The organism is Pseudomonas sp. No.117 (genome assembly GCF_054558395.1).
In genome coordinates this window covers 273435-293384 of sequence record NZ_BAAJNP010000004.1, presented here as the reverse complement: position 1 = coordinate 293384, position 19950 = coordinate 273435, and the positions used below count along the sequence as shown (strand labels likewise).

The following is a 19950-nucleotide window of genomic DNA, read 5'->3' as shown; positions in this document are numbered from 1 at the left end:
GAGAGGTTGTCTGACAATGTGGGGTAGATTGCTTTCGCCTGGCAAAGGTCACATGCGATGAGGTTTTTTGTCCACGTCGGTCTCGGCCTGTTGGCGACCCTGGCGGTCGCGGCGTACTCCGCGGAGCGCCTGGAGCTGCGCATCGGCGATCAGCGCCTGAGGGTCGAGATCGCCACCACGCCGAGCCAGCGCGCCCAGGGACTCATGGGGCGACCACCCCTGCGCGCCGACGAAGGCATGCTCTTCGTCTTTCCGGGAGACGAGCAGCGCTGTTTATGGATGCGCGATACGCCCAGCCCGCTGGCGGCTGCGTTCATCACGGCCCGGGGGGAAATTCTCAATACCGCCGAGATGCAGCCGCTGAGCGACACCCGCCACTGTTCCCGCGCCCCGGCGCGCTATGCCCTGGAAACCGCCGCCGGCTGGTTTTCCACGCGTGGCCTCGGACAGGGCACCCGTGTCCAGGGGTTGGAGGCGGTCGCCCCGGCTTTCAGGTAAGGGGGCCGCTGTACACCAGGGTGTCGTAGTCGAAGCGCACCCGATCCTGCTCGGCGTAGGCCGCGAACAGCCGATCGAGGTCGGCCACCAATGCCGGATGTCCCGTGGTCCCCGGGGCGGGCAGGTAGGAGGTGGAGTCGACCCGCGCCTGCAAGCCCGCGCGATCCAGCCACTGGGCATTGTCGACCACCCATAGCTGGCAGCCCTGGTCGCCGAAGAAGCGTGCCAGGGCCGCGGGCTGCAGATGACGATGCTCCACCTGCTGGTAGTCGGTGCCATGGCGGAGCAACACCTCTTCGTAGCCGGCCATGAAGGGGCTGCTGGCGGATAGTCGATAGTTCCAGATCAGCGCCACCTTGCCGCTCGGACGTAGGATCCTGGCGAATTCGCGGCGTGCCCGTGCCTGATCGAACCAGTGGAAGGCCTGGCCGGCGACGATGAGATCCACGCTGCGCTCGCCGAGTCCGGTGTCTTCCGCCGTCCCGTTCCAGGCGTGGAAGCCCGCGCGGTCGCCCAGGCTCGCCTCCATGGATTGGCGCATGGGGGCGTTGGGTTCTATGGCATGAACGGTAAAGCCTGCCGCGAGAAAATCCCGGGTCAGCAGCCCCGTCCCAGCCCCGATGTCCGCAACCACCCCGTCTGCTGGCAAGGCTGCGACCAACCGCTGGACGACGGCATGGGGATAGCCGGGACGACCTCTTTCATAGGCCGAGACACGATCGCTGAATCTTTCTTCGTTCTTCATAGGCTTTAAAATCAACAAGTTGAGGTGGTTTTCTAGCCAAGAAAATAGGATTAGTTGAGAAGCTACTTTAAGTGCGTTCTCCGTCGCTGAAGGCCTGATGGCCGCTCTTCAAGCTCGGAGCGACAGTTCTCGCCAACCGCTGGCGCAGCGACGTTAAGTTAGGTGAAGGCTGCTGTACAGAGGTTAGCCCAGCGTCTCCAGCCGAAGTCAAGATGCTGCCCGTTAGTAGATCCAGGCTTCGACGCGGCGGTTCTTGATCCGGCCGTTCGGCGACAGTCCGGCAACCGGCAGCTGGTCACCGAGTGACAGCAGTTCACTGGCGAAGGCCTGCTGATGCCGGAGCGCCGTGGCGACCGCTGTGGCGCGTAGCCGGGCGATCAGTGCCGCCCGGGCTGGATCCTCGGTGGCATCGTTGAAGCCCACCAGCACCAGCCGTCGCTGGGCGTTCTCTGGCAGACGCAGGTATCTCGCGAGCCGCTCGGCGTCGCGCAGGGCCTTGTTGTCCAGGCGGGCGCTACCGGCGGCGAAGCGGAAGTTCACCGTGAGGCGCTGGGCACGCCGGGCAAGTTCGCCATAGGCGGCCGGCATGCCCTGGGTATCACTGACCGCGAGCGACTCGATCCGCTGGGCGACGAAGCCGCTCGCCTGGACTACCGCCTGGCCGGCAGGTGTCTGGCTGAACTCCAGCAGGCTATTGACCCACGCGGAGCGCTGACCGGGCGGGGCATAGAGGAACAGCCGGCGCGCCAGAGGATAGTCCTCGGTGGCGATGCTGGCCTCGCTGGGTAGGACGGCTCGGCCTTCACCATCCCGCAGGGCGAGGGTCGGTAGCTCGCCAGCGGCCGCAAGGCTGGTGAAGCCGATGCCGGCGGGATCGCTGGCGACCTGTCGCGCGAGTTCCTCGTTGGACTCGAAGCGTCTGGCGGCGGGATCGAGGCGCTTGGTGGCTGGGTTGAGCACCAGGTCCTTGAAGGTGTCATAGGTGCCCGAGCGATTGTCCCGGGCGTAGAGCCTGATGGGTCCTGGCCTGCCGCCCAGCTGCTGCCAGTCGCCGACCTCCCCGGCGAACACCCGGGCGAGCTGCTGCAGATCGAGTTCGCGCAGGGGGTTGCCTGGATGCACGATGATCGCCAGGCCATCCAGCCCGATGATGTATTCGGCTTCCTTGCTGCGCAGGTCGCCCAGGCTGGCCAGCGCATTGACCTCGCTGTCGGTGATGGGGCGCGAGGCCGCGGCCAGATCGATACTGGCGCTGGCCAGGGCGGTGAAGCCGGTGCCGGTACCGTGGGCGGCGACCTGGACGACTACCGGGTGCCCGTCCGGCCCCCGCGCGGTTAGCTGCCATTCGTCCATGACCGCTGTTGGCACGCGCCGAACGTCCTGGTAGCCCTGCTCGGCCAGGAGGGCGGCCACCAGGCGAGGACCCAGCTGGGCATTCACGGTGTTGGAGCCCTGCAGGCGCAGGAGCGGCGTCGCGGATTCGCTGGCCAGCAGTGGCGCGGACAGCAGGGCTAGGAACAGTGTGAACACCGCTCGCCGCAGGGGCGCCCGGCGGACTACCAGGGTGGAACACGTCATGGATCGGGCCTCGGACTACCGCGAGGCCGCTACCTTAGGGACGCTGGATGACGCTGAGGTGACAGGACTTCAAGTCAATTCTAGCCAGATTGGCGCGTGGTCCGAGGGCTTCTCCATGCCGCGGATTTCGTAATCCACGCCGGCCGAGGCGATGCGTTCACGCAGCGCCCGCGAAGCCAGGATGGTGTCGATGCGCAGGCCCCGCTTGGGTTCGTCTTCGAACCCGCGGCTGCGGTAGGGGAACCAGCTAAATCTGTCGTCCACCTCGGGATGCAGGTGGCGATAGCTGTCCACTAGGCCCCAGCCCAGCAAGCGCTGCATCCACTCGCGTTCCTCGGGCTGGAAGCTGCAGGCACCAGTGCGGAGCCAGCGCTTGGCATTGGCCGCGCCGATGCCGATGTCGTGATCCTGGGCGGAAATGTTGAAGTCGCCCATGAGCAGCAAAGGGGTGTCGGCCGAGAAACGCTCTTCAAGTAGATTCTGAAGATCGGCGTAGAACTTCCTCTTGCCAGGGAATTTTGTCGGGTGAGCGATATTCTCGCCCTGGGGGAAGTAGCCGTTCATGACCACCAGCGGCTGACCCTGGCGGTCGGCGAAGACGCCATAAATGAATCTCTTCTGGGACTCCTCGCCATCGCCGGGAAAGCCCTTGTGCAGCTCCAGCGGCGCCAGGCGCGACAGCAGCGCCACCCCGTAGTGGCCCTTCTGCCCGTGGTAGTGCACGTGGTAGCCGAGGGCCTCGATGTCCGCCTGGGGAAACTGATCGTCCGAGACCTTGGTTTCCTGGAGGCCGATGACATCGGGATCATAGCGTTCGATGATAGCAGAAAGTTGATGAGGTCTTGCTCTCAAACCATTGATATTGAAGCATATTATCTTCATAGGTGGCGTCCGCAAAAAGGATGATCCTAGCCTATCCGCGGCAAGTCTGCCGAAACGGTATTCCGGCGAACCGCCGGCGCTCGGGTTTGTCTCAGAGCGCAACGACCGTTAGCATCTGTGTATGAATAAGCCGAACGCTCTATGCCGCGCCCTGATTGGAGTTTGTTGCCTGCACGGCGTGGCCTGGGCGGCGCCGGCCGAAGTCAGCGTCCGCGTGGAGCCGGCCAACAACCCGCTGCGCGACAACATCCAGGCCTACATCGGCTCGGTGGAGGGCCGTGACGCGGCGGGTCTGCAGCGGCTGCGACCGGCTACGGAACGGCAGGCCGAGCAGGCCGCCCAGGCGCTGGGCTACTACCATGCGCAAATCGAGACCCGGGTCGAGCCGGGCGAGACACCCCGGCTGGTGGTGGAGGTGCGGCCCGGCGAGCCAGTCAAGCTGCGTGACGTCGATATCCGCATCGAAGGCCCGGCGCGCCAACTGCGCGCCTTCCAGCGCCCGCTACCGGCAGGGCTCAGGCCCGGCCAGCCGCTGAACCAGGGGCTCTACGAAGACGCCAAGGCGCTGATCGAAAGCCAGGCGCAACGCTACGGCTTCTTCCGCGGGACCTTCACCCAGCACCAGCTGCGCATCGACCCGGCCACCGGCTTCGCTGACATCGCCCTAGTGTTCGACAGTGGTCCGCGCTTCGTGCTGGGCAAGGTGTCCTTCGAAGGCGATGCACCCTTCGATCCCGATCTGCTCGAGCGCATGGTGCCCTTCGCCAAGGGCACGCCCTACGATTCTGAGCTGATCGCCGATTTCCAGAGCAATCTGCTCGCCAGCGGTTTCTTCGACGGCGCCCGGCTCGATACCTACCCCAAGGCCGAAGGCGCCGCCGAGGTGCCGGTGACGGTCACCCTGAGAACCCGGAAGCCGCGTACCTTCGGCTTCGGCCCTGGCTATTCCACCGATGTCGGTCCGCGGCTGAGATTCACCTGGGAAAACCACTGGCTGAATCCGCAGGGGCATAGCCTCGGCGCCGAAGCCGAACTCTCGGCACCGCGGCAGAGCATCTCGACCTGGTACGACATCCCCGGGCAGGACCCGATCAACGACAAGTTCCGCTTCGCCGGCGGCTACCAGTACGAGCAGATCGCCGACGACGACTCCCTGAGCCAGCTGCTCACCGTGGGTCCCGAATGGCATCGTAAGTTTCCCAATGGCTGGGAGCGGGTGCTCTCGCTCAAGTGGCGCAACGAGAACTACCGCCTGGGCAACGACGAAGGGACTTCCAACCTGGTGATGCCGGGCGTGGATTTCTCGCTGCTGCGCAGCGACAACCGCATCGACCCCAATCGCGGCTACCGCCTGCAGTTCGGTGTCTCGGCGGCCAAGGAGGGCCTGCTCTCGGACGCCAACATGATCCACGCCACGGCGCTGGCCCGGGGGTTGGTCACCGTGGGAGACGGTCACCGTTTCCTGGGACGCCTGCAGCTGGGCGGCAACCTCACCAATGGCTACAACAAGATTCCGCCGTCGCTGCGCTTCTTCGCTGGGGGTGACCAGAGCGTTCGCGGCTATGACTACCAGACCCTGTCCCCGGAAAACGACGAGGGTGACTACGTGGGCGGACGCTATCTCGTCGCAGGCAGCCTGGAATACCAGTATCCGCTGCGTGACAAGTGGCGACTGGCGACCTTCATCGACCAGGGCAGTGCCTTCAACGACCTCAACAACTACGAACTCAAGACCAGCGTCGGCGTCGGCGTGCGTTGGGTATCCCCGGTCGGCCCGATCCGCGTCGACCTGGCCCATGGTCTCGACGAGCCCGGCGGCATTCGCCTGCACTTTTCCATAGGACCTGAGCTGTGAAGTCGGTAGGTGGTGTCATCCTCGGCGTTCTGGCGGCCACCCTGGGCGCGCTGATCCTGCTGCTGGTGCTGGCCTTGAGCAACGGCGCCATCGGCCGCGCCCTGCTCGGGATGGTGCCTGGCCTGACCGTCAGCGACTTCCAGGGCCGCCTGGGCGGTCACTGGCAGGCGCGGCAACTGGTGTGGGAGGGCGGCGCTACCCGGGTAACGGTGGATGACCCCGACTTCGCCTGGCGTCCTCGTTGCCTGTTCGGCTTGCAACTCTGCCTCGATACCCTCGTTGCCTCGCGGGTCGCCATCGAGCAGGCACCCAGCGCCGAACCGGCGCCAGCCGCCAGTGGCCCGATCCGTTTGCCGACGCTGGGCCTGCCACTCCGGCTGCAGCTGGGTGAGGTGCGCCTGGGCGAGATCCGCTACAACGGGGCCGAACAGGCCCGTGACCTGCAATTGCGGGCGCGCTGGCAAGCCGACGGCATCGCCATCGAGCGTCTGGCTGGCGCGGCCTATGGCCTGACCCTGGATACCCAGGGGCACCTGCAGCCCAGCGGCGATTGGCCGCTGCAGCTGAGCGGCACCCTGGGCCTGCCGGCGCCGGAGCAGGCGCCCTGGTCGCTGAAGCTCAACATCGACGGGGAGCTGCAAAAGACCCTGCACCTGGCCGCCGACAGCAGCGGCTACCTGCCCGGGCGGCTGACCGGTACCGTACAGCCCCTGGTCGAGCAGGTGCCCGCCGATCTGCAACTCACTGCGAATGGCTTCAAGGCGGCCGCCAGCCTGCCCGAGACCTTGCGTCTGAACGACCTGAAATTGACCGCGCGCGGGGATCTGGCGACGGGTTATGCCCTGGTCGGCCAGGCGCAGTTGCCGGGCGAGGGCGGTCCGGTGGCCCTCGCTCTGGATGGCCTTGTCGATGCCAAGGGCGCCAGGGTCAAGGCGCTGCGTTTGCAAGCGACGCCCGAGCAGCGGGTCGTGCTGGCCGGGCAGCTCGACTGGCAGCAGGGACTGGCCGCCGATGCCACCCTGGACTGGCGCGACTTTCCCTGGCGCCGGCTGTATCCCATGGCGGAGCCACCGGTGAGTCTGCAGCGGCTGCAGGGCGAGGTGGCCTATCGGGACGGTAAGTATCTCGGCAACCTCAAGGCCGCCGCCACCGGTCCGGCGGGCGCCTTCACCCTGGCCACCCCCTTCAGTGGCGACACCACCCAGCTCAACCTGCCATCACTGGATCTCCAGGCCGGCCAGGGTCGCGCCGAGGGCAAGGTCAACCTGGGCTTTGCCGATGGCATCAGCTGGCAGGTGGCGCTGGACCTGAGTCGCCTGGATCCGGCGTTCTGGGTCGCCCAGTTGCCCGGCAGCCTCGCGGGTCCGCTGCGCAGCGCCGGTACCTTCAAGGACGGTCGTCTCCAGCTGGACGCGAATCTGGATCTCAAGGGGCGCCTGCGCAACCAGCCGGCCGTGCTGGCCGCCCAGGCCAAGGGCGCCGGCGAGCAGTGGCAGCTGTCGCAGCTGGACATTCGCCTCGGTGACAATCGCATCCAGGGCCAGGGCGCTCTCGACCAGCGGCTGCAAGGCCAGCTGCAACTCGATCTGCGGCGCCTGGCGCAGCTCTGGCCCGACCTGTCGGGCAGTGCCCAGGGCCGTCTCGACCTCGGCGGTACCCTCAAGGCACCGGCTGGCCAGTTGCGTCTCGACGGTCGCCAACTCGCCTATGCCGACAACCGCCTCGCCAGCCTGGCGCTGGCCGCCCGGCTGGACGACCGCCAGCGCGGCAGCCTGGACCTGACCGCCCAGGGGCTGCAGGCGGCCGGCCGCGACTTCGGTGTGCTGCGCCTGCAAGGGCAGGGCGATCGCCGTCAGCAGCAGGTGGAGCTCTCGCTCAAGGGGCCCCAGGTCACCCTGGCGCTCGCGGCGGGCGGAACCCTGGCCGACAATGGCGACTGGAAAGGACAACTCGCGCGCGGAGCGGTCGCCGCCAGCGGGCAGAACTGGACCCTGCAGAATCCGGCGCGCCTCGAGCGCCTGGCCAACGGCCGACTGGAGCTGGGCCGGCATTGCTGGCGCTCGGGGGCGGCAAGCCTCTGCGGCGACGACCAGCAGCTGTTGCCCGATACCCGCCTGGCCTGGCACCTGCGCGCCTTCCCCTTGGCCAGCCTGCAACCGCTGCTGCCGCCGGAACTGGCCTGGCAGGGTAGCCTGGATGGCGACGTCGACCTGCGCCTGCCCAAGGCCGGCCCGGATGGCGAGCTTCGCCTCCAGGCCGGACGCGGCAGCCTCAGGCTGCGCGACGCGGCGGGTCAGTGGCAGACCTTCAATTACGATAGCCTCGACGTCACCAGCGCCCTCAAGCCGCAGCTGGTGGATACCCAGGTACGGCTGACCAGCGCCGACCTGGGACGCCTCGACGTCCAGGCCCGCCTGGATCCCCGGGATCCGCGCCAGGCGCTGGCCGGCCGCTTCCAGCTGCAGGGCCTGAACCTGGCCCTGGGCAAGGCCTTCGTCGAGGGCATCGAGCATCTGGAAGGCAAGATCGATGGCGCGGGTGACCTCGGCGGGACGCTGCTCCAGCCGCGGGTCAACGGCCAAGTCCGGCTCAGTGGCGGCGATATCGGCGGCGGCAGCGTCCCGACCCGCCTGCAGGACCTCGGCCTGACCGCCCGCATCCAGGGCGATACCGCCGTGCTCGACGGTGGCTGGCGCAGCGGGACCCAGGGCCGTGGCCAGATCCAGGGCAGCGTCGGCTGGGCCGCGGGCCTGGATGTCAACGTCGCAGTCACCGGGGACAAGCTGCCGGTCAACGTCGAGCCCTATGCCCAGCTGGAAGTGGCGCCCAACCTCAAGATCCTGATGAAAGACGGTCGCCTGGCCCTCGCCGGCGAAGTTCGCGTGCCGCGTGGGCGTATCCAGGTGCAGCAGTTGCCACCGTCCACGGTGAAGGTCTCGAACGACGCCGTCATCGTCGGTCAGGAAGCCCCGGCCAAGCAGGCGCCGCTGCAGATCGCCATGGATGTCGATGTGCTGGTCGGTGCCGACAAGCTCACCTTCGATGCCTTCGGCCTGTCCGCCGAGATCGTCGGCAAGGTGCACATCGGCGACAACCTGGATACCCGGGGGGAGCTGAATCTGCGCAACGGCCGGTACAACGCCTATGGCCAGCGCCTGACCATGAGGCGCGCCCGCCTGTTCTTTCAGGGACCCATCGCCCAACCCTACATCGATGTCGAGGCGGTGCGGGTGGTGCAGGAGCAGAACGTCACCGCGGGGCTGCGGCTCTCGGGTTTCGCCCAGCAGCCACGCATCGAGGTGTTCTCCGAACCCAGCATGAGCCAGGAGCAGGCACTGGCCTACCTGGTGCTGGGGCGGCCGCTCTCCAGCGGTAGCGAAGGAGACAACAACGTACTCGGCCAGGCGGCCCTGGCGCTGGGCCTGGCTGGCAGCTCAGGTACCGCAGGCGCGCTGGCGCAGCGGCTCGGCATCCAGAATTTCCAGCTCGATACCGCGGGTTCCGGCGACAAGACCAGCGTGGTTGCTTCCGGCAATCTCACCGATCGGTTGTCGGTGCGCTATGGGGTAGGGGTCTTCGATTCGGCCAACACCGTCGCCTTGCGCTACCAGCTCACGCGCCGGCTCTACCTGGAAATTGCCAGTGGCCTGGCCAACTCCCTGGATTTTTTCTATCGCCGCGATTTTTGACCCAGGGACGGGCAAGGCTTTGATCGGTCGCGGAAAACGTGTTTACTCCTCGTCCCGTCTCATGAGAAAGGAGCAGTTCATGGCAACCGTCAATTTGCGTGGCAACCCGGTCGACGTTCACGGCGACCTGCCGCAGCCCGGTCAGCAGGCGCCTGCCTTCAGCCTGGTCAACGGTGATCTGCAGGACATCACCCTCGCCAGCCTCGCCGGCAAGCGCAAGGTGCTCAACATCTTCCCGAGCGTCGATACGCCCACCTGCGCCACCTCGGTCCGCAAGTTCAACAGCGAAGTCGACAAGCTGGAAAACACCGTCGTGCTGTGTATCTCCGCCGACCTGCCGTTCGCCCAGAAGCGCTTCTGCGGTGCCGAAGGCCTGGAGCAGGTGGTGAACCTGTCCACCCTGCGTGGTGCCGAATTCCTGCAGGATTACGGCGTGGCCCTGGCCAGCGGCCCGCTGCAGGGCCTGGCGGCCCGCGCCGTGGTGGTGCTGGACGAGCAGGACAAGGTGCTGCACAGCGAACTGGTCCCCGAGATCGGTCAGGAGCCGGACTACGCGGCTGCGCTCGCCGTCCTCCGCTGATTGCCGTCTTGCCACCGCCGGATCCGGCGGTGGCCGTTCAGGAACGGGCAGGCGCCTCGGGTGTCTGCCCGTTTTGCTTGACGTAAAATCGCAGTAAAGGGACTGGTTACCCGCCTCGCTACTGCTTATCTTCCGCCTTTCCCAGCGTGTACGTACTTTCCGATGTCCGACTCTTCCTCCCGCTCTTCCACGCGTCGCCGACTGGTCTGGCTGCTCGCCCTCGTTGTGCTGGCGGCCGCCGGCGGCTGGTACTGGTATCACCAGCACGCGCAGAAGAGCGAGTCCGCCCAGGGCAAGGGGGGCCGTTCACCCTTCGGCATGACCGGGCCGACCCCGGTGCGGGTGGTGGCCGTGGCGCAGCGCAGCTTTCCCATCGTACGCAAGTCCATCGGTACGGTGACGGCGCTGAACACCGTGAACGTCCGTACCCGGGTGGCTGGTGAGCTGCTGCGGGTCGCCTTCGAGGAAGGCCAGAAGGTCAAGGCCGGCGAGTTGCTGGCGACCATAGATCCCCGGCCCTACGAAGTGGCCTTGCAGCAGGCCGAAGGTACCCTGCAGCAGAACCAAGCGCAGCTGCGTAATGCCGAGCTGGATCTCAAGCGTTACCAGGGACTGTTCCGCGAAGACAGCATCGCCAAGCAGACGCTGGATACCCAGGAAGCCCTGGTCAACCAGTATCGCGGCACCCTCAAGAACAGCCAGGCCGCGGTGGCCGACGCCAAGCTGAACCTTACCTTCACCCAGATCAAGGCGCCCATTACCGGTCGGGTCGGTCTGCGCCAGCTGGACGGGGGCAACCTGCTGTCCGCCAACGACAGCACTGTGGTCGCCGTCATCACCCAGACCCAGCCGATCTCGGTGGTCTTCACCCTGCCCGAGAGCCAGCTCGGCGAGTTGCTCAAGCGCGCGCGCAGCGGCCAGACGCTGCCCGTCGAAGCCTGGGATCGCGGCGGTACGCAGAAGGTCGCCGAGGGCACCCTGCAGAGCTTCGACAACCAGATCGACACGGCCACCGGTACCCTCAAGTTCCGTGCGCGCTTCGCCAATGGCGATGAAGCCCTGTTCCCCAACCAGTTCGTCACCGTTCGGGTGCGCGAGCAGGTGCTGGACCAGGCGCTGGTGGTGCCCTCGGCGGCCATCCAGTTCGGCTCCAACGGCACCTTCGCCTACGTGGTCGGGGCGGACAACAAGATCCAGGTCCGGGCACTCAAGCTCGGGCCGGACGATGGCACCAACACGGTGGTGACCGAAGGCCTTGCCGCGGGTGACCAGGTGGTGACCGAAGGCACCGACCGGCTGCGCGAGGGCAACGAGGTGGAGATCGTCACCGGCGCCTCGGCGCCGCCCAGCGAACCGGCCAAGCCGGCGGTACGCAAGCCCGGCAAGACCCAGGGCTGATCGGCCGCGATGGATATCTCGCGTCCCTTCATCCTGCGTCCGGTCGCCACCACCCTGTTGATGGTGGCGCTGCTCATCGCCGGTCTGCTGGCCTACCGGCTGTTGCCGGTCGCGGCCTTGCCGCAGGTGGACTATCCCACCATCCGGGTACTCACCCTCTATCCGGGCGCCAGTCCCGATGTCATGACCAGCGCCGTGACCGCGCCGCTGGAGCGCCAGTTCGGCCAGATGCCGGGGCTGTCGCAGATGGCCTCCACCAGCTCGGGTGGCGCCTCGGTCATCACCCTCAGGTTCAACCTGGAGCTGGACCTGTCGGTCGCCGAGCAGGAGGTGCAGGCGGCGATCAACGCGGCCAACAACTTCCTGCCCAACGACCTGCCGGCCCCGCCGGTATACAACAAGGTCAATCCGGCCGATACCCCTATCGTGACCCTGGCGATCAGCTCCAGGACGCTGCCGCTGCCGACCCTCTACGACCTGGTCGACACCCGTATGGCGCAGAAGCTGGCCCAGGTGAGCGGGGTGGGCATGGTCAGCCTGGCCGGTGGCCAACGCCCGGCGGTACGCATCCAGGTCGATCCCGACAAGCTCGCCGCCCATAACCTGACCCTGGCCGACGTGCGCAGCCTGGTCACCAGCGAGAACACCAACCAGCCCAAGGGCAGCTTCGACGGCCCCACGCGGGTCGCCACCCTGGACGCCAACGACCAGCTACGTGATCCCAAGGCCTACGGCGACCTCATCCTCAACTACGCCGACAACGGCGCCCTGCGCCTGGGCGACGTCGCCACCATCGCCCAGGGCGCGGAAAACGATCGGCTGGCGGCCTGGGCCAATCGCAGCGGCGCCATCCTGGTCAATGTCCAGCGCCAGCCCGGCGCCAACGTCATCCAGACCGTGGACCGCATCCAGGCGCTGCTGCCCAGCCTCAAGGAAAGCCTGCCGGCGGGCCTCGACATCGCCGTGCTCAGCGACCGCACCGAAACCATCCGCGCGGCGGTCACCGACGTCCAGCACGAGATGCTGCTGGCGGTGGGGCTGGTGGTCATGGTCACCTTCGTCTTCCTGCGCCGATTCAGTGCCACCCTGATTCCCTCGGTCACGGTGCCGCTGTCGCTGATCGGTACCTTCGGCGCCATGTACCTGGCTGGCTTCTCGCTGAACAACCTGTCGCTGATGGCGCTGACCATCGCCACCGGCTTCGTGGTCGACGATGCCATCGTCATGCTGGAAAACATCTCGCGGCATCTGGAAGAGGGCGCCAGTCCGCTGGAGGCCGCGCTCAAGGGCGCCCGGCAGATCGGCTTCACCCTGGTGTCCCTCACCGTCTCGCTGATCGCCGTGCTCATCCCCTTGCTGTTCATGCAGGACGTGGTGGGCCGCCTGTTCCGGGAATTCGCCATCACCCTGGCGGTGGCCATCCTCATCTCGCTGGTCATCTCGCTGACGCTCACGCCGATGATGTGCGCCCGGCTGCTCAAGCGCGAGGAAGCTAGCGAGCACCACCTGGTCTGGCTGGAACGGCTGATCGCCGGCTATGGTCGGGCGCTGCGCTGGTCGCTGGCGCACCGGGCATTGATGCTGCTGCTGGCGGTGGCGACCTTCGTGCTTACCGCGGTGCTCTACCTGCTGGTGCCCAAGGGCTTCTTCCCGGCCCAGGACACTGGGTCCATCCAGGGCATCACCGAGGCACCTCAGGCCATTTCCTTCCGCGCCATGAGCGAGCGGCAGCAGGCGCTGGCCGAGGTGGTGCTGCAGGACCCGGCGGTGGCCAGCCTGTCGTCCTACATCGGCGTCGACGGCGACAACGTCACCCTCAACAGCGGGCGGATGCAGATCAACCTCAAGCCGCAGGGCGAGCGCGACGTCACCGCCCAGGAAGTGATCGACCGCCTGCGACCCGCGGTCGCCAAGCTGGTCGGCATCACCCTCTACATGCAGCCGGTGCAAGATCTCAGCGTCGAGGACCGGGTCAGCCGCACCCAGTACCAGCTCAGCCTGGACTCGCCGGACGCCAACCTACTCGACACCTGGGTACCGCGTCTGACCCAGGCCCTGCAGCAGCGGCCGGAACTGACCGATGTCACCAGCGACCTGCAGAACAAGGGCCTGCAGCTGTACCTGACCATCGACCGCGACGCCGCGGCGCGCCTCGGCGTGCAGGTGTCGGCCATCACCGACGCCCTCTACGACGCCCTCGGCCAACGGCAGATCTCGACCATCTACACCCAGGCCAATCAGTACCGGGTGGTGCTGGCCAGCGCCGCCGCCGACAGCCTGGGCCCGGATGCTCTCGACCAGGTCTGGGTCAAGGCCGGCAGCGGCAGCACCGCCAGCAACGGTAGTGGCACCGGCACGGCCGCCACCTCGGATACCACGACCGACAGCAGCCGCGCGCCAGTGCGCCTGTCCAGCCTGGTGAAGATGGAGCAGCGGCCGACGCGGCTGGTGATCAACCACCTGAGCCAATTCCCGGCGGTGACACTGTCCTTCAACCTGGCGAGCGGGGTCTCGCTGGGCGCTGCAGTAGCCGCCATCGACGCGGCCAAGCAGGAGATCGGCCTGCCGATCGGTATCAACACCCGCTACCAGGGTGCGGCGGCGGCCTTCCAGGCGTCGCTGTCCAGCACCCTGCTGCTGATCCTGGCCGCGGTGGTGGTGATGTACATCGTCCTCGGCGTGCTCTACGAAAGCTTCATCCACCCCCTGACCATCCTCTCGACGCTACCCTCGGCGGCCATCGGCGCGCTGCTGGCGCTGCTGCTCACCGGCAACGACCTCGGCCTGATCGCGGTGATCGGCATCATCCTGCTGATCGGCATCGTCAAGAAAAACGCCATCATGATGATCGACTTCGCCCTCGACGCCGAACGCCACCAGGGGCTAAGGCCGGAGGAGGCGATCTACCAGGCGGCGCTGCTGAGATTCCGGCCGATCCTGATGACCACCCTGGCCGCGCTGTTCGGCGCGGTACCGCTGATGCTGGCGACCGGGGCAGGGGCCGAGCTACGCCAGCCGCTGGGCCTGGTGATGGTCGGCGGCCTGCTGGTCAGCCAGGTGCTGACGCTGTTCACCACCCCGGTGATCTACCTGGCCTTCGACAGCCTGGGCGAGCGCCTGGGTCGGCGCAGGACGGCCTGAGGTGAATCTCTCGGCGCCCTTCATCGCCCGGCCGGTGGCGACTCTGCTGCTGAGCCTGGCCTTGCTGCTGCTGGGCGCCATCGCCTTCCGCTTGCTGCCGGTGGCACCCTTGCCGCAGATGGACTTTCCGACCATCACCGTGTCCGCCAGCCTTTCCGGCGCCAGTCCCCAGGTCATGGCCTCCAGCGTCGCCACGCCGCTGGAGCGCTCCCTGGGCACCATTGCCGGTATCAGCTCCATGACCAGCCGCAGCAGCCAGGGCTCGACGCAGATCATCATCCAGTTCGACCTGGACAAGGACGTCAACACCGCCGCCCGGGAAGTCCAGGCGGCCATCAACGCCTCGCGCAACCTGCTGCCCAGCGGCATGCGCCAGATGCCACGCTACCGCAAGGTCAATCCGTCACAGGCACCCATCATGGTGTTCTCGCTGACCTCCAAGACCCTGAGCAAGGGCGAGCTCTACGACCTGGCCTCCACGGTGCTGGCGCAGAGCCTGTCCCAGGTCAGTGGTGTAGGCGAGGTGCAGATCGGCGGCAGCTCCCTGCCGGCCGTGCGCATCGAGCTGGAGCCGCGCCAGCTGGAGCACTATGGCCTGGCGCTGGACGACGTCCGCACCGCGATCAACAACGCCAATCAGCGCCGGCCCAAGGGCGCGGTGGCCAATGCCGAGCACAACTGGCAGATCCAGGCCAACGACCAGCTGTTCAAGGCGGCCGACTATGCGCCGCTGATCATCCGCTACCAGGATGGCGCGACCCTGCGCCTGCGTGACGTGGCCAAGGTCAGCGATGCGGTGGAGGATCGCTACAACGCCGGTTTTTACAACAACCAGAGTGCCGTGCTGCTGGTGGTGAATCGCCAGGCCAACGCCAACATCATCGAGACCATCGCCGCGCTCAAGGCGCGCCTGCCGGCGCTGGAAGCCATCGTCCCGGCCAGTGCTCGCCTGGAAGTGGCCATGGACAGGTCCGGGGTGATCAAGGCGACCCTGCACGAAGCCGAGCTGACGCTGATCATCGCCGTGTTCCTGGTGATCGGGGTGGTCTGGCTGTTCCTCGGCCGCCTGCGCAGCGCGGTGATCCCGGCCCTGGCGGTACCCATCTCACTGGTGGGCACCTTCGCCGTGATGTACATCCTCGGCTTCTCGCTCAACACCCTGTCGCTGATGGCCCTGATCCTGGCCGCGGGGCTGGTGGTCGATGATGCCATCGTGGTGCTGGAGAACATCGCCCGGCACATCGACAATGGCATGGCGCCATTGAAGGCCGCCTACCAGGGTACCCGTGAGGTGGGCTTCACCCTGCTGTCGATGAACGTCTCCCTGGTCGCGGTGTTCGTCGCCATCCTGTTCATCGGTGGCATCGTCGAGAAGCTGTTCCGCGAATTTTCCCTGACCCTGGCCGCGGCCATCCTGGTCTCGCTGGTGGTATCCCTGACCCTGACGCCAATGCTCTGCGCCCGCTGGCTACGTCCCCACGATCCGGGTAGCGAAAGCCGGCTGCAGCGTTTCAGCGAGCGCGCCCACCGCCGCCTGGTAGCCGGCTACGACCGTACCCTGGGCTGGGCCCTGCGCCATCGGCGACTGACCCTGCTGAGCCTGATCGCTACCATAGTGCTCAACGTCGTGCTCTATGTGGTGGTGCCCAAGACTTTCATGCCGCAGCAGGATACCGGCCAGTTGATCGGCTTCATCCGCGGCGACAATGCCCTGTCGTTCCAGGTGATGCAGCCCAAGATCGAGATCCTGCGCAAGGCGCTGCTGGCCGATCCGGCGGTGGCCAGTGCCTCCGGCTTCGTCGGCAGCTCGGGTGCCGGCAGCGGGGTGAACAACGCGGTCATGCTGATCCGCCTCAAACCCGTCGCCGAGCGCAAGCTGGATGCCCAGAAGGTCATCGAGCGCATCCGCGCCAACGCGCCCAAGGTGCCGGGCGCCCAGCTGTTCCTCATGGCCGACCAGGACCTGAGATTCGGCGGGCGCCAGCAGAGCACCTCGTCCTATGAGTACAACCTGCTGTCCGGCGATGTCGACCTGCTGGAAACCTGGCAACCCAAGGTGCTGGCGGCGCTCAAGGCGCTGCCGGAACTGACCGCGGTGGATGGGCGCGAGGGCAGCACCCAGCAGATCACTCTGCAGATCGACCGGGAAATGGCCAAGCGACTGGGCGTGAACATGGAAACCGTCGCCGCGGTGCTCAACAACTCCTTCGCCCAGCGGCAGATCTCGACCATCTACGAGCCGCTCAACCAGTACAAGGTGGTGATGGAGATCAATCCGCGCTATGCCCAGGACCCCACCGTCCTCGAGCAGGTGCGGGTCATCACCGCCAGCGGCGCCCAGGTGCCGCTGGCGGCCTTCGCCCATTACACCAACAGCCTGGCCGAGGACCGCGTCACCCACGACGGTCAGTTCGCCTCGGAAAGCATCAACTTCGACCTGGCGCCCGATGTCAGCCTGGAGCAGGCCACCCGCGCCGTGCAGCGCGCAGTGGCCGCCATCGGCCTGCCGAGCGATGTCCAAGGCCGGCTAGGTGGCTCCGCCAATATCTTCGCCAGCACCGTGTCCGGGCAGCCGCTGATGATCCTCGGCGCCCTGGTGCTGGTCTACATCGTGCTCGGCGTGCTCTACGAAAGCTATGTCCACCCCCTGACCATCCTCTCGACGCTGCCCTCGGCCGGGGTAGGGGCCTTGCTGGCCATCCAGCTCACCGGTGGCCAGTTCAGCCTGATCTCCATGCTTGGGCTGTTCCTGCTGATCGGCGTGGTGAAGAAGAACGCCATCATGATGGTGGACCTGGCCCTGCAGCTGGAACGCCAGCAGGGGCTGACGCCCGAGGAAGGCATCCGCCAGGCCTGCCTGCTGCGCCTGAGGCCCATCCTCATGACCACCATGGCCGCCATCCTCGGCGCCGTGCCGCTGCTGATCGGCGACACCGAGGGCGCCGAGATGCGCCAGCCGCTGGGCCTGGTGATCGTCGGCGGGCTGGTGCTGAGCCAGATCCTCACCCTCTACACCACCCCGGTGGTCTATCTCTATTTCGAACGCCTGCGCCGCCGTGTCAATCGCTGGCGCGGCATCCGTACCGACGCTGCCCTGGATACGCCGCTATGATTCCAACCCTGCGCCTGTCGGCGCTGACCCTGGCGCTGTTGCTGGCCGGTTGCACCCTGGGCCCGGACTACCAGCGGCCGACCACTTCGGTGCCGGTCGCCTATCGCCATGCCGAGGGTTGGCAGGCCGCCGCGCCCAAGGACCTGGAGCTGCGTGGCGACTGGTGGCGGCGCTACGACGACCCGACCCTGGACCGGCTGATGGTCCAGCTGAACCAGCGCAACCAGAGCCTGGCCCAGGCCGAGGCCAGTTATCGGCAGTCGCTGGCCCTGGTACGCCAGGCCCGTTCCGCGCTGTTTCCCACCCTGACGAGCAGCCTGGGGGCTACGCGCTCCGGACGCGGCGGTGGGTCGGGCAACAGCACTGTCATCCGCAACTCCAGCGGCACCAGCAGTACCGTCAGCAGCGGCGGCGTGAGCACCATCAACAACTCCTACGACGCGAGCCTGGGGGTGAGCTGGGAGGTCGATCTCTGGGGCCGCGTGCGCCGGCAACTGGAAGCGGACCGCGCCACCGCCCAGGCCGGCGCGGCGGAGCTGGCAGCGACCCGGCTGAGCCTGCAGACCCAGTTGGCCACCAACTATTTGCAATTGCGGGTGCTAGACGCCCAGCAGCGATTGCTCGACGCCACTGTCGCCGCCTACGAGCGTTCGCTGCGCCTGACCCAGAACCAGTACCGTGCGGGGATCGTTACCCTGGCCGACGTCGCCCAGGCCACCACCCAGCTCAAGAGTACCCAGGCCGACGCCATCGATCTCAGGTATCAGCGTGCCCAGCTGGAAAACGCCATCGCGGTACTGGTCGGCGAAGTCCCGGCCAATTTCCAGCTGGCGGCGGTCGAGGCTATTCCAACGCTACCGGGGCTGCCCCGCGCCGTGCCCTCGGCCCTGCTGGAGCGCCGGCCGGACATCGCCCAGGCCGAGCGCCAGGTCATGGCCGCCAATGCCGCCATCGGCGTCGCCGAGGCGGCCTATTATCCCGACCTGACCCTGAGTGCTAGCGGCGGCTATACCGCCAGCCAGTGGGGTAGCCTGATCAGCACGCCAAATCGCTTCTGGTCGATCGGGCCGTCCTTTGCGCTGTCGCTGTTCGATGGCGGCCTGAGACGCGGCCAGGTGGAGTCCGCCGAGGCCAGCTACGACGCCAGCGTCGCCGGCTACCGCCAGACCGTGCTCGACGGCTTCCGCGAGGTGGAAGACTACCTGGTACAACTGCGCACCTACGACGACGAAGCCGGGGTCCGCCAGGAGGCCCTGGCGGCCGCCCGCCGCGCCCTGCAGCTGGCGCAGAACCAGTACCAGGCCGGCTTGATCGGCTATCTCGACGTGGTCACCCTGCAGACCACCGCCCTGAGCAACGAACGCACCAACCTGACCCTGCTGGGGAGTCGCCTGAGTGCCAGCGTCCAGCTGATCGCCGCCCTCGGCGGCGGCTGGGATGGCAACCTCGCCCCCGCCGCAGCGCCTCGCCGTCCCTGAACCCAGGCAGGAGGAGTCGGGCAGGTTCCTAATCGCGGCCATGCCGGCGCGCCGTAGCGACCGCTCCTACAGTTATCTTGGAGCCCTTAGGAACGGCCGCATCGCCGTGATCAAACGTAGTGGCTCATGCCTGGAGGAGCGGACCATGGCCGCGATAAAGCAGGTCCAGTCGGTAGGGTGGAAAACCGCGCAGCGTTTTCCACGCGTAAGCTTTGGAGTCGCGAGGGCCGCGTGTTGGGCTGAGTATCTCAGTGGAAAAGGCTGCGCCGTTTTCCACGCTACGTCGCTGGCAGTCGTCTGAGCACTAGCGTCCGGCTGATCGCCGCGCTCGGCGGTGGCTGGGATGGCAACCTCACGCCGCCCACGCCAGGGCGGCGGCCCTGACGGCAGGCATGAAAAAGCCGGGCAGAGGCCCGGCTTTTTCGCCTGGCTGGCGGCTCAGTTGGGGAAGAGTTCGCCCAGCTTCATGCTCAGCATCATGTTGCCTTCGACCCGCAGCTTGCCGGACATGAAGGCCTGCATACCGTCGGTCTCGCCGCTGACGATACCGGCCAGGGTGGCCTGGTCCATGATCAGGGTGCAATCCGGATCGGCGGCGTCGCCCTGCTGGACGTCGCAGGTGCCATCCTTGATGACCACGTAGTAGTTGTCACCGCCTTCGACGTCGAACTGATAGGTCAGATCCAGCCCGGCCGCGGCGGCGGGATCGAACTTGCTCTTGAGGGTGGCGATGGCATCGGCTGCGCTCATGGCGAGGGTCCTTGTGGTCTTTTTCGATGAAGCCAGGTCCGAAGCGGCCTGGCAGGGCACTCGACCGAGGGTAGGGGGCGGCTGGAGCCCTGTCAACGGCTATTCATACAACCGTTTGAATGGGTGGGCGTATCGGACCTGCACCAAGTACGCCGACTGGCATGCCCAGGGCGCCTCGTGCGGCAGGCGAGTTTCTATCGGTCCGGCGACTCGGTATGCTGGGCAGGGCATTGCTGCCGCCATT

Annotated in this window: 12 protein-coding genes; 8 read left to right on the top strand and 4 right to left on the bottom strand. The window is 66.9% G+C overall.

Annotated elements, in window-relative coordinates:
• Nucleotides 1–57: 57 nt before the first annotated feature.
• Nucleotides 58–498, top strand: coding sequence for a DUF192 domain-containing protein (locus tag ACYJP6_RS11205; RefSeq protein WP_459475054.1), 441 nt, complete (start codon nucleotides 58–60; stop codon nucleotides 496–498).
• Here the strand turns inward: ACYJP6_RS11205 and ACYJP6_RS11200 are convergent.
• The 3 genes from ACYJP6_RS11200 to xthA form a co-directional block, all read right to left on the bottom strand.
• On the bottom strand, nucleotides 491–1243 hold the full coding sequence (locus tag ACYJP6_RS11200) for a class I SAM-dependent methyltransferase (protein ID WP_459475053.1): 753 nt from the start codon (nucleotides 1241–1243) through the stop codon (nucleotides 491–493). The genes ACYJP6_RS11205 and ACYJP6_RS11200 overlap by 8 nt on opposite strands.
• A 222-nt stretch (nucleotides 1244–1465) precedes the next feature.
• A complete protein-coding gene (locus ACYJP6_RS11195; RefSeq protein WP_459475052.1) occupies nucleotides 1466–2821 on the bottom strand; it encodes a substrate-binding domain-containing protein in 1356 nt (451 codons plus the stop codon).
• A gap of 69 nt (nucleotides 2822–2890) precedes the next feature.
• The gene (gene xthA / locus ACYJP6_RS11190; protein ID WP_459475051.1) at nucleotides 2891–3703 is read right to left on the bottom strand and encodes an exodeoxyribonuclease III; all 813 of its coding nucleotides are present in this window, start codon (nucleotides 3701–3703) and stop codon (nucleotides 2891–2893) included.
• A gap of 121 nt (nucleotides 3704–3824) precedes the next feature.
• Here xthA and ACYJP6_RS11185 point away from each other — a divergent pair, with 121 nt between their 5' ends.
• The 7 genes from ACYJP6_RS11185 (at nucleotide 3825) to ACYJP6_RS11155 (ending at nucleotide 18956) form a co-directional block, all read left to right on the top strand.
• Complete coding sequence (locus ACYJP6_RS11185; protein WP_459475050.1) at nucleotides 3825–5558, top strand: autotransporter assembly complex protein TamA; 1734 nt, start codon at nucleotides 3825–3827, stop codon at nucleotides 5556–5558.
• Nucleotides 5555–9247, top strand: coding sequence for a translocation/assembly module TamB domain-containing protein (locus ACYJP6_RS11180; protein ID WP_459475049.1), 3693 nt, complete (start codon nucleotides 5555–5557; stop codon nucleotides 9245–9247). Before ACYJP6_RS11185 ends, ACYJP6_RS11180 begins: the two co-directional genes overlap by 4 nt.
• Nucleotides 9248–9326: 79 nt before the next feature.
• Entirely contained in the window at nucleotides 9327–9827 is a 501-nt protein-coding gene (tpx, locus tag ACYJP6_RS11175) for a thiol peroxidase (protein WP_459475048.1), read from the top strand.
• Nucleotides 9828–9989: 162 nt separating this feature from the next.
• The gene (locus ACYJP6_RS11170) at nucleotides 9990–11225 is read left to right on the top strand and encodes an MdtA/MuxA family multidrug efflux RND transporter periplasmic adaptor subunit (protein ID WP_459475047.1); all 1236 of its coding nucleotides are present in this window, start codon (nucleotides 9990–9992) and stop codon (nucleotides 11223–11225) included.
• A 9-nt stretch (nucleotides 11226–11234) separates the two neighbouring features.
• Nucleotides 11235–14366, top strand: coding sequence for a multidrug efflux RND transporter permease subunit (locus ACYJP6_RS11165; protein WP_459475046.1), 3132 nt, complete (start codon nucleotides 11235–11237; stop codon nucleotides 14364–14366).
• A 1-nt stretch (nucleotide 14367) separates the two neighbouring features.
• Nucleotides 14368–17478: an efflux RND transporter permease subunit gene (locus ACYJP6_RS11160; RefSeq protein ID WP_459475045.1), complete on the top strand. Its 3111-nt coding sequence runs from the start codon at nucleotides 14368–14370 to the stop codon at nucleotides 17476–17478.
• On the top strand, nucleotides 17475–18956 hold the full coding sequence (locus ACYJP6_RS11155) for an efflux transporter outer membrane subunit (protein WP_459475044.1): 1482 nt from the start codon (nucleotides 17475–17477) through the stop codon (nucleotides 18954–18956). Before ACYJP6_RS11160 ends, ACYJP6_RS11155 begins: the two co-directional genes overlap by 4 nt.
• Before the next feature lie 438 nt (nucleotides 18957–19394).
• On the opposite strand, the gene ACYJP6_RS11150 is transcribed toward ACYJP6_RS11155, so the two are convergent.
• Nucleotides 19395–19706, bottom strand: a complete 312-nt coding sequence (locus ACYJP6_RS11150) for an SCP2 sterol-binding domain-containing protein (RefSeq protein ID WP_459475043.1) — start codon at nucleotides 19704–19706, stop codon at nucleotides 19395–19397.
• Nucleotides 19707–19950: the final 244 nt, after the last annotated feature.

What these genes read in the sequence shown, in the direction of transcription:
- ACYJP6_RS11205 (WP_459475054.1), top strand. Translation starts at nt 58, where the DNA reads ATGAGGTTTTTTGTCCACGTCGGTCTCGGCCTGTTGGCGACCCTGGCG.
- ACYJP6_RS11200 (WP_459475053.1), bottom strand. Translation starts at nt 1,243, where the DNA reads ATGAAGAACGAAGAAAGATTCAGCGATCGTGTCTCGGCCTATGAAAGA.
- ACYJP6_RS11195 (WP_459475052.1), bottom strand. Translation starts at nt 2,821, where the DNA reads ATGACGTGTTCCACCCTGGTAGTCCGCCGGGCGCCCCTGCGGCGAGCG.
- xthA (WP_459475051.1), bottom strand. Translation starts at nt 3,703, where the DNA reads ATGAAGATAATATGCTTCAATATCAATGGTTTGAGAGCAAGACCTCAT.
- ACYJP6_RS11185 (WP_459475050.1), top strand. Translation starts at nt 3,825, where the DNA reads ATGAATAAGCCGAACGCTCTATGCCGCGCCCTGATTGGAGTTTGTTGC.
- tpx (WP_459475048.1), top strand. Translation starts at nt 9,327, where the DNA reads ATGGCAACCGTCAATTTGCGTGGCAACCCGGTCGACGTTCACGGCGAC.
- ACYJP6_RS11170 (WP_459475047.1), top strand. Translation starts at nt 9,990, where the DNA reads ATGTCCGACTCTTCCTCCCGCTCTTCCACGCGTCGCCGACTGGTCTGG.
- ACYJP6_RS11165 (WP_459475046.1), top strand. Translation starts at nt 11,235, where the DNA reads ATGGATATCTCGCGTCCCTTCATCCTGCGTCCGGTCGCCACCACCCTG.
- ACYJP6_RS11155 (WP_459475044.1), top strand. Translation starts at nt 17,475, where the DNA reads ATGATTCCAACCCTGCGCCTGTCGGCGCTGACCCTGGCGCTGTTGCTG.
- ACYJP6_RS11150 (WP_459475043.1), bottom strand. Translation starts at nt 19,706, where the DNA reads ATGAGCGCAGCCGATGCCATCGCCACCCTCAAGAGCAAGTTCGATCCC.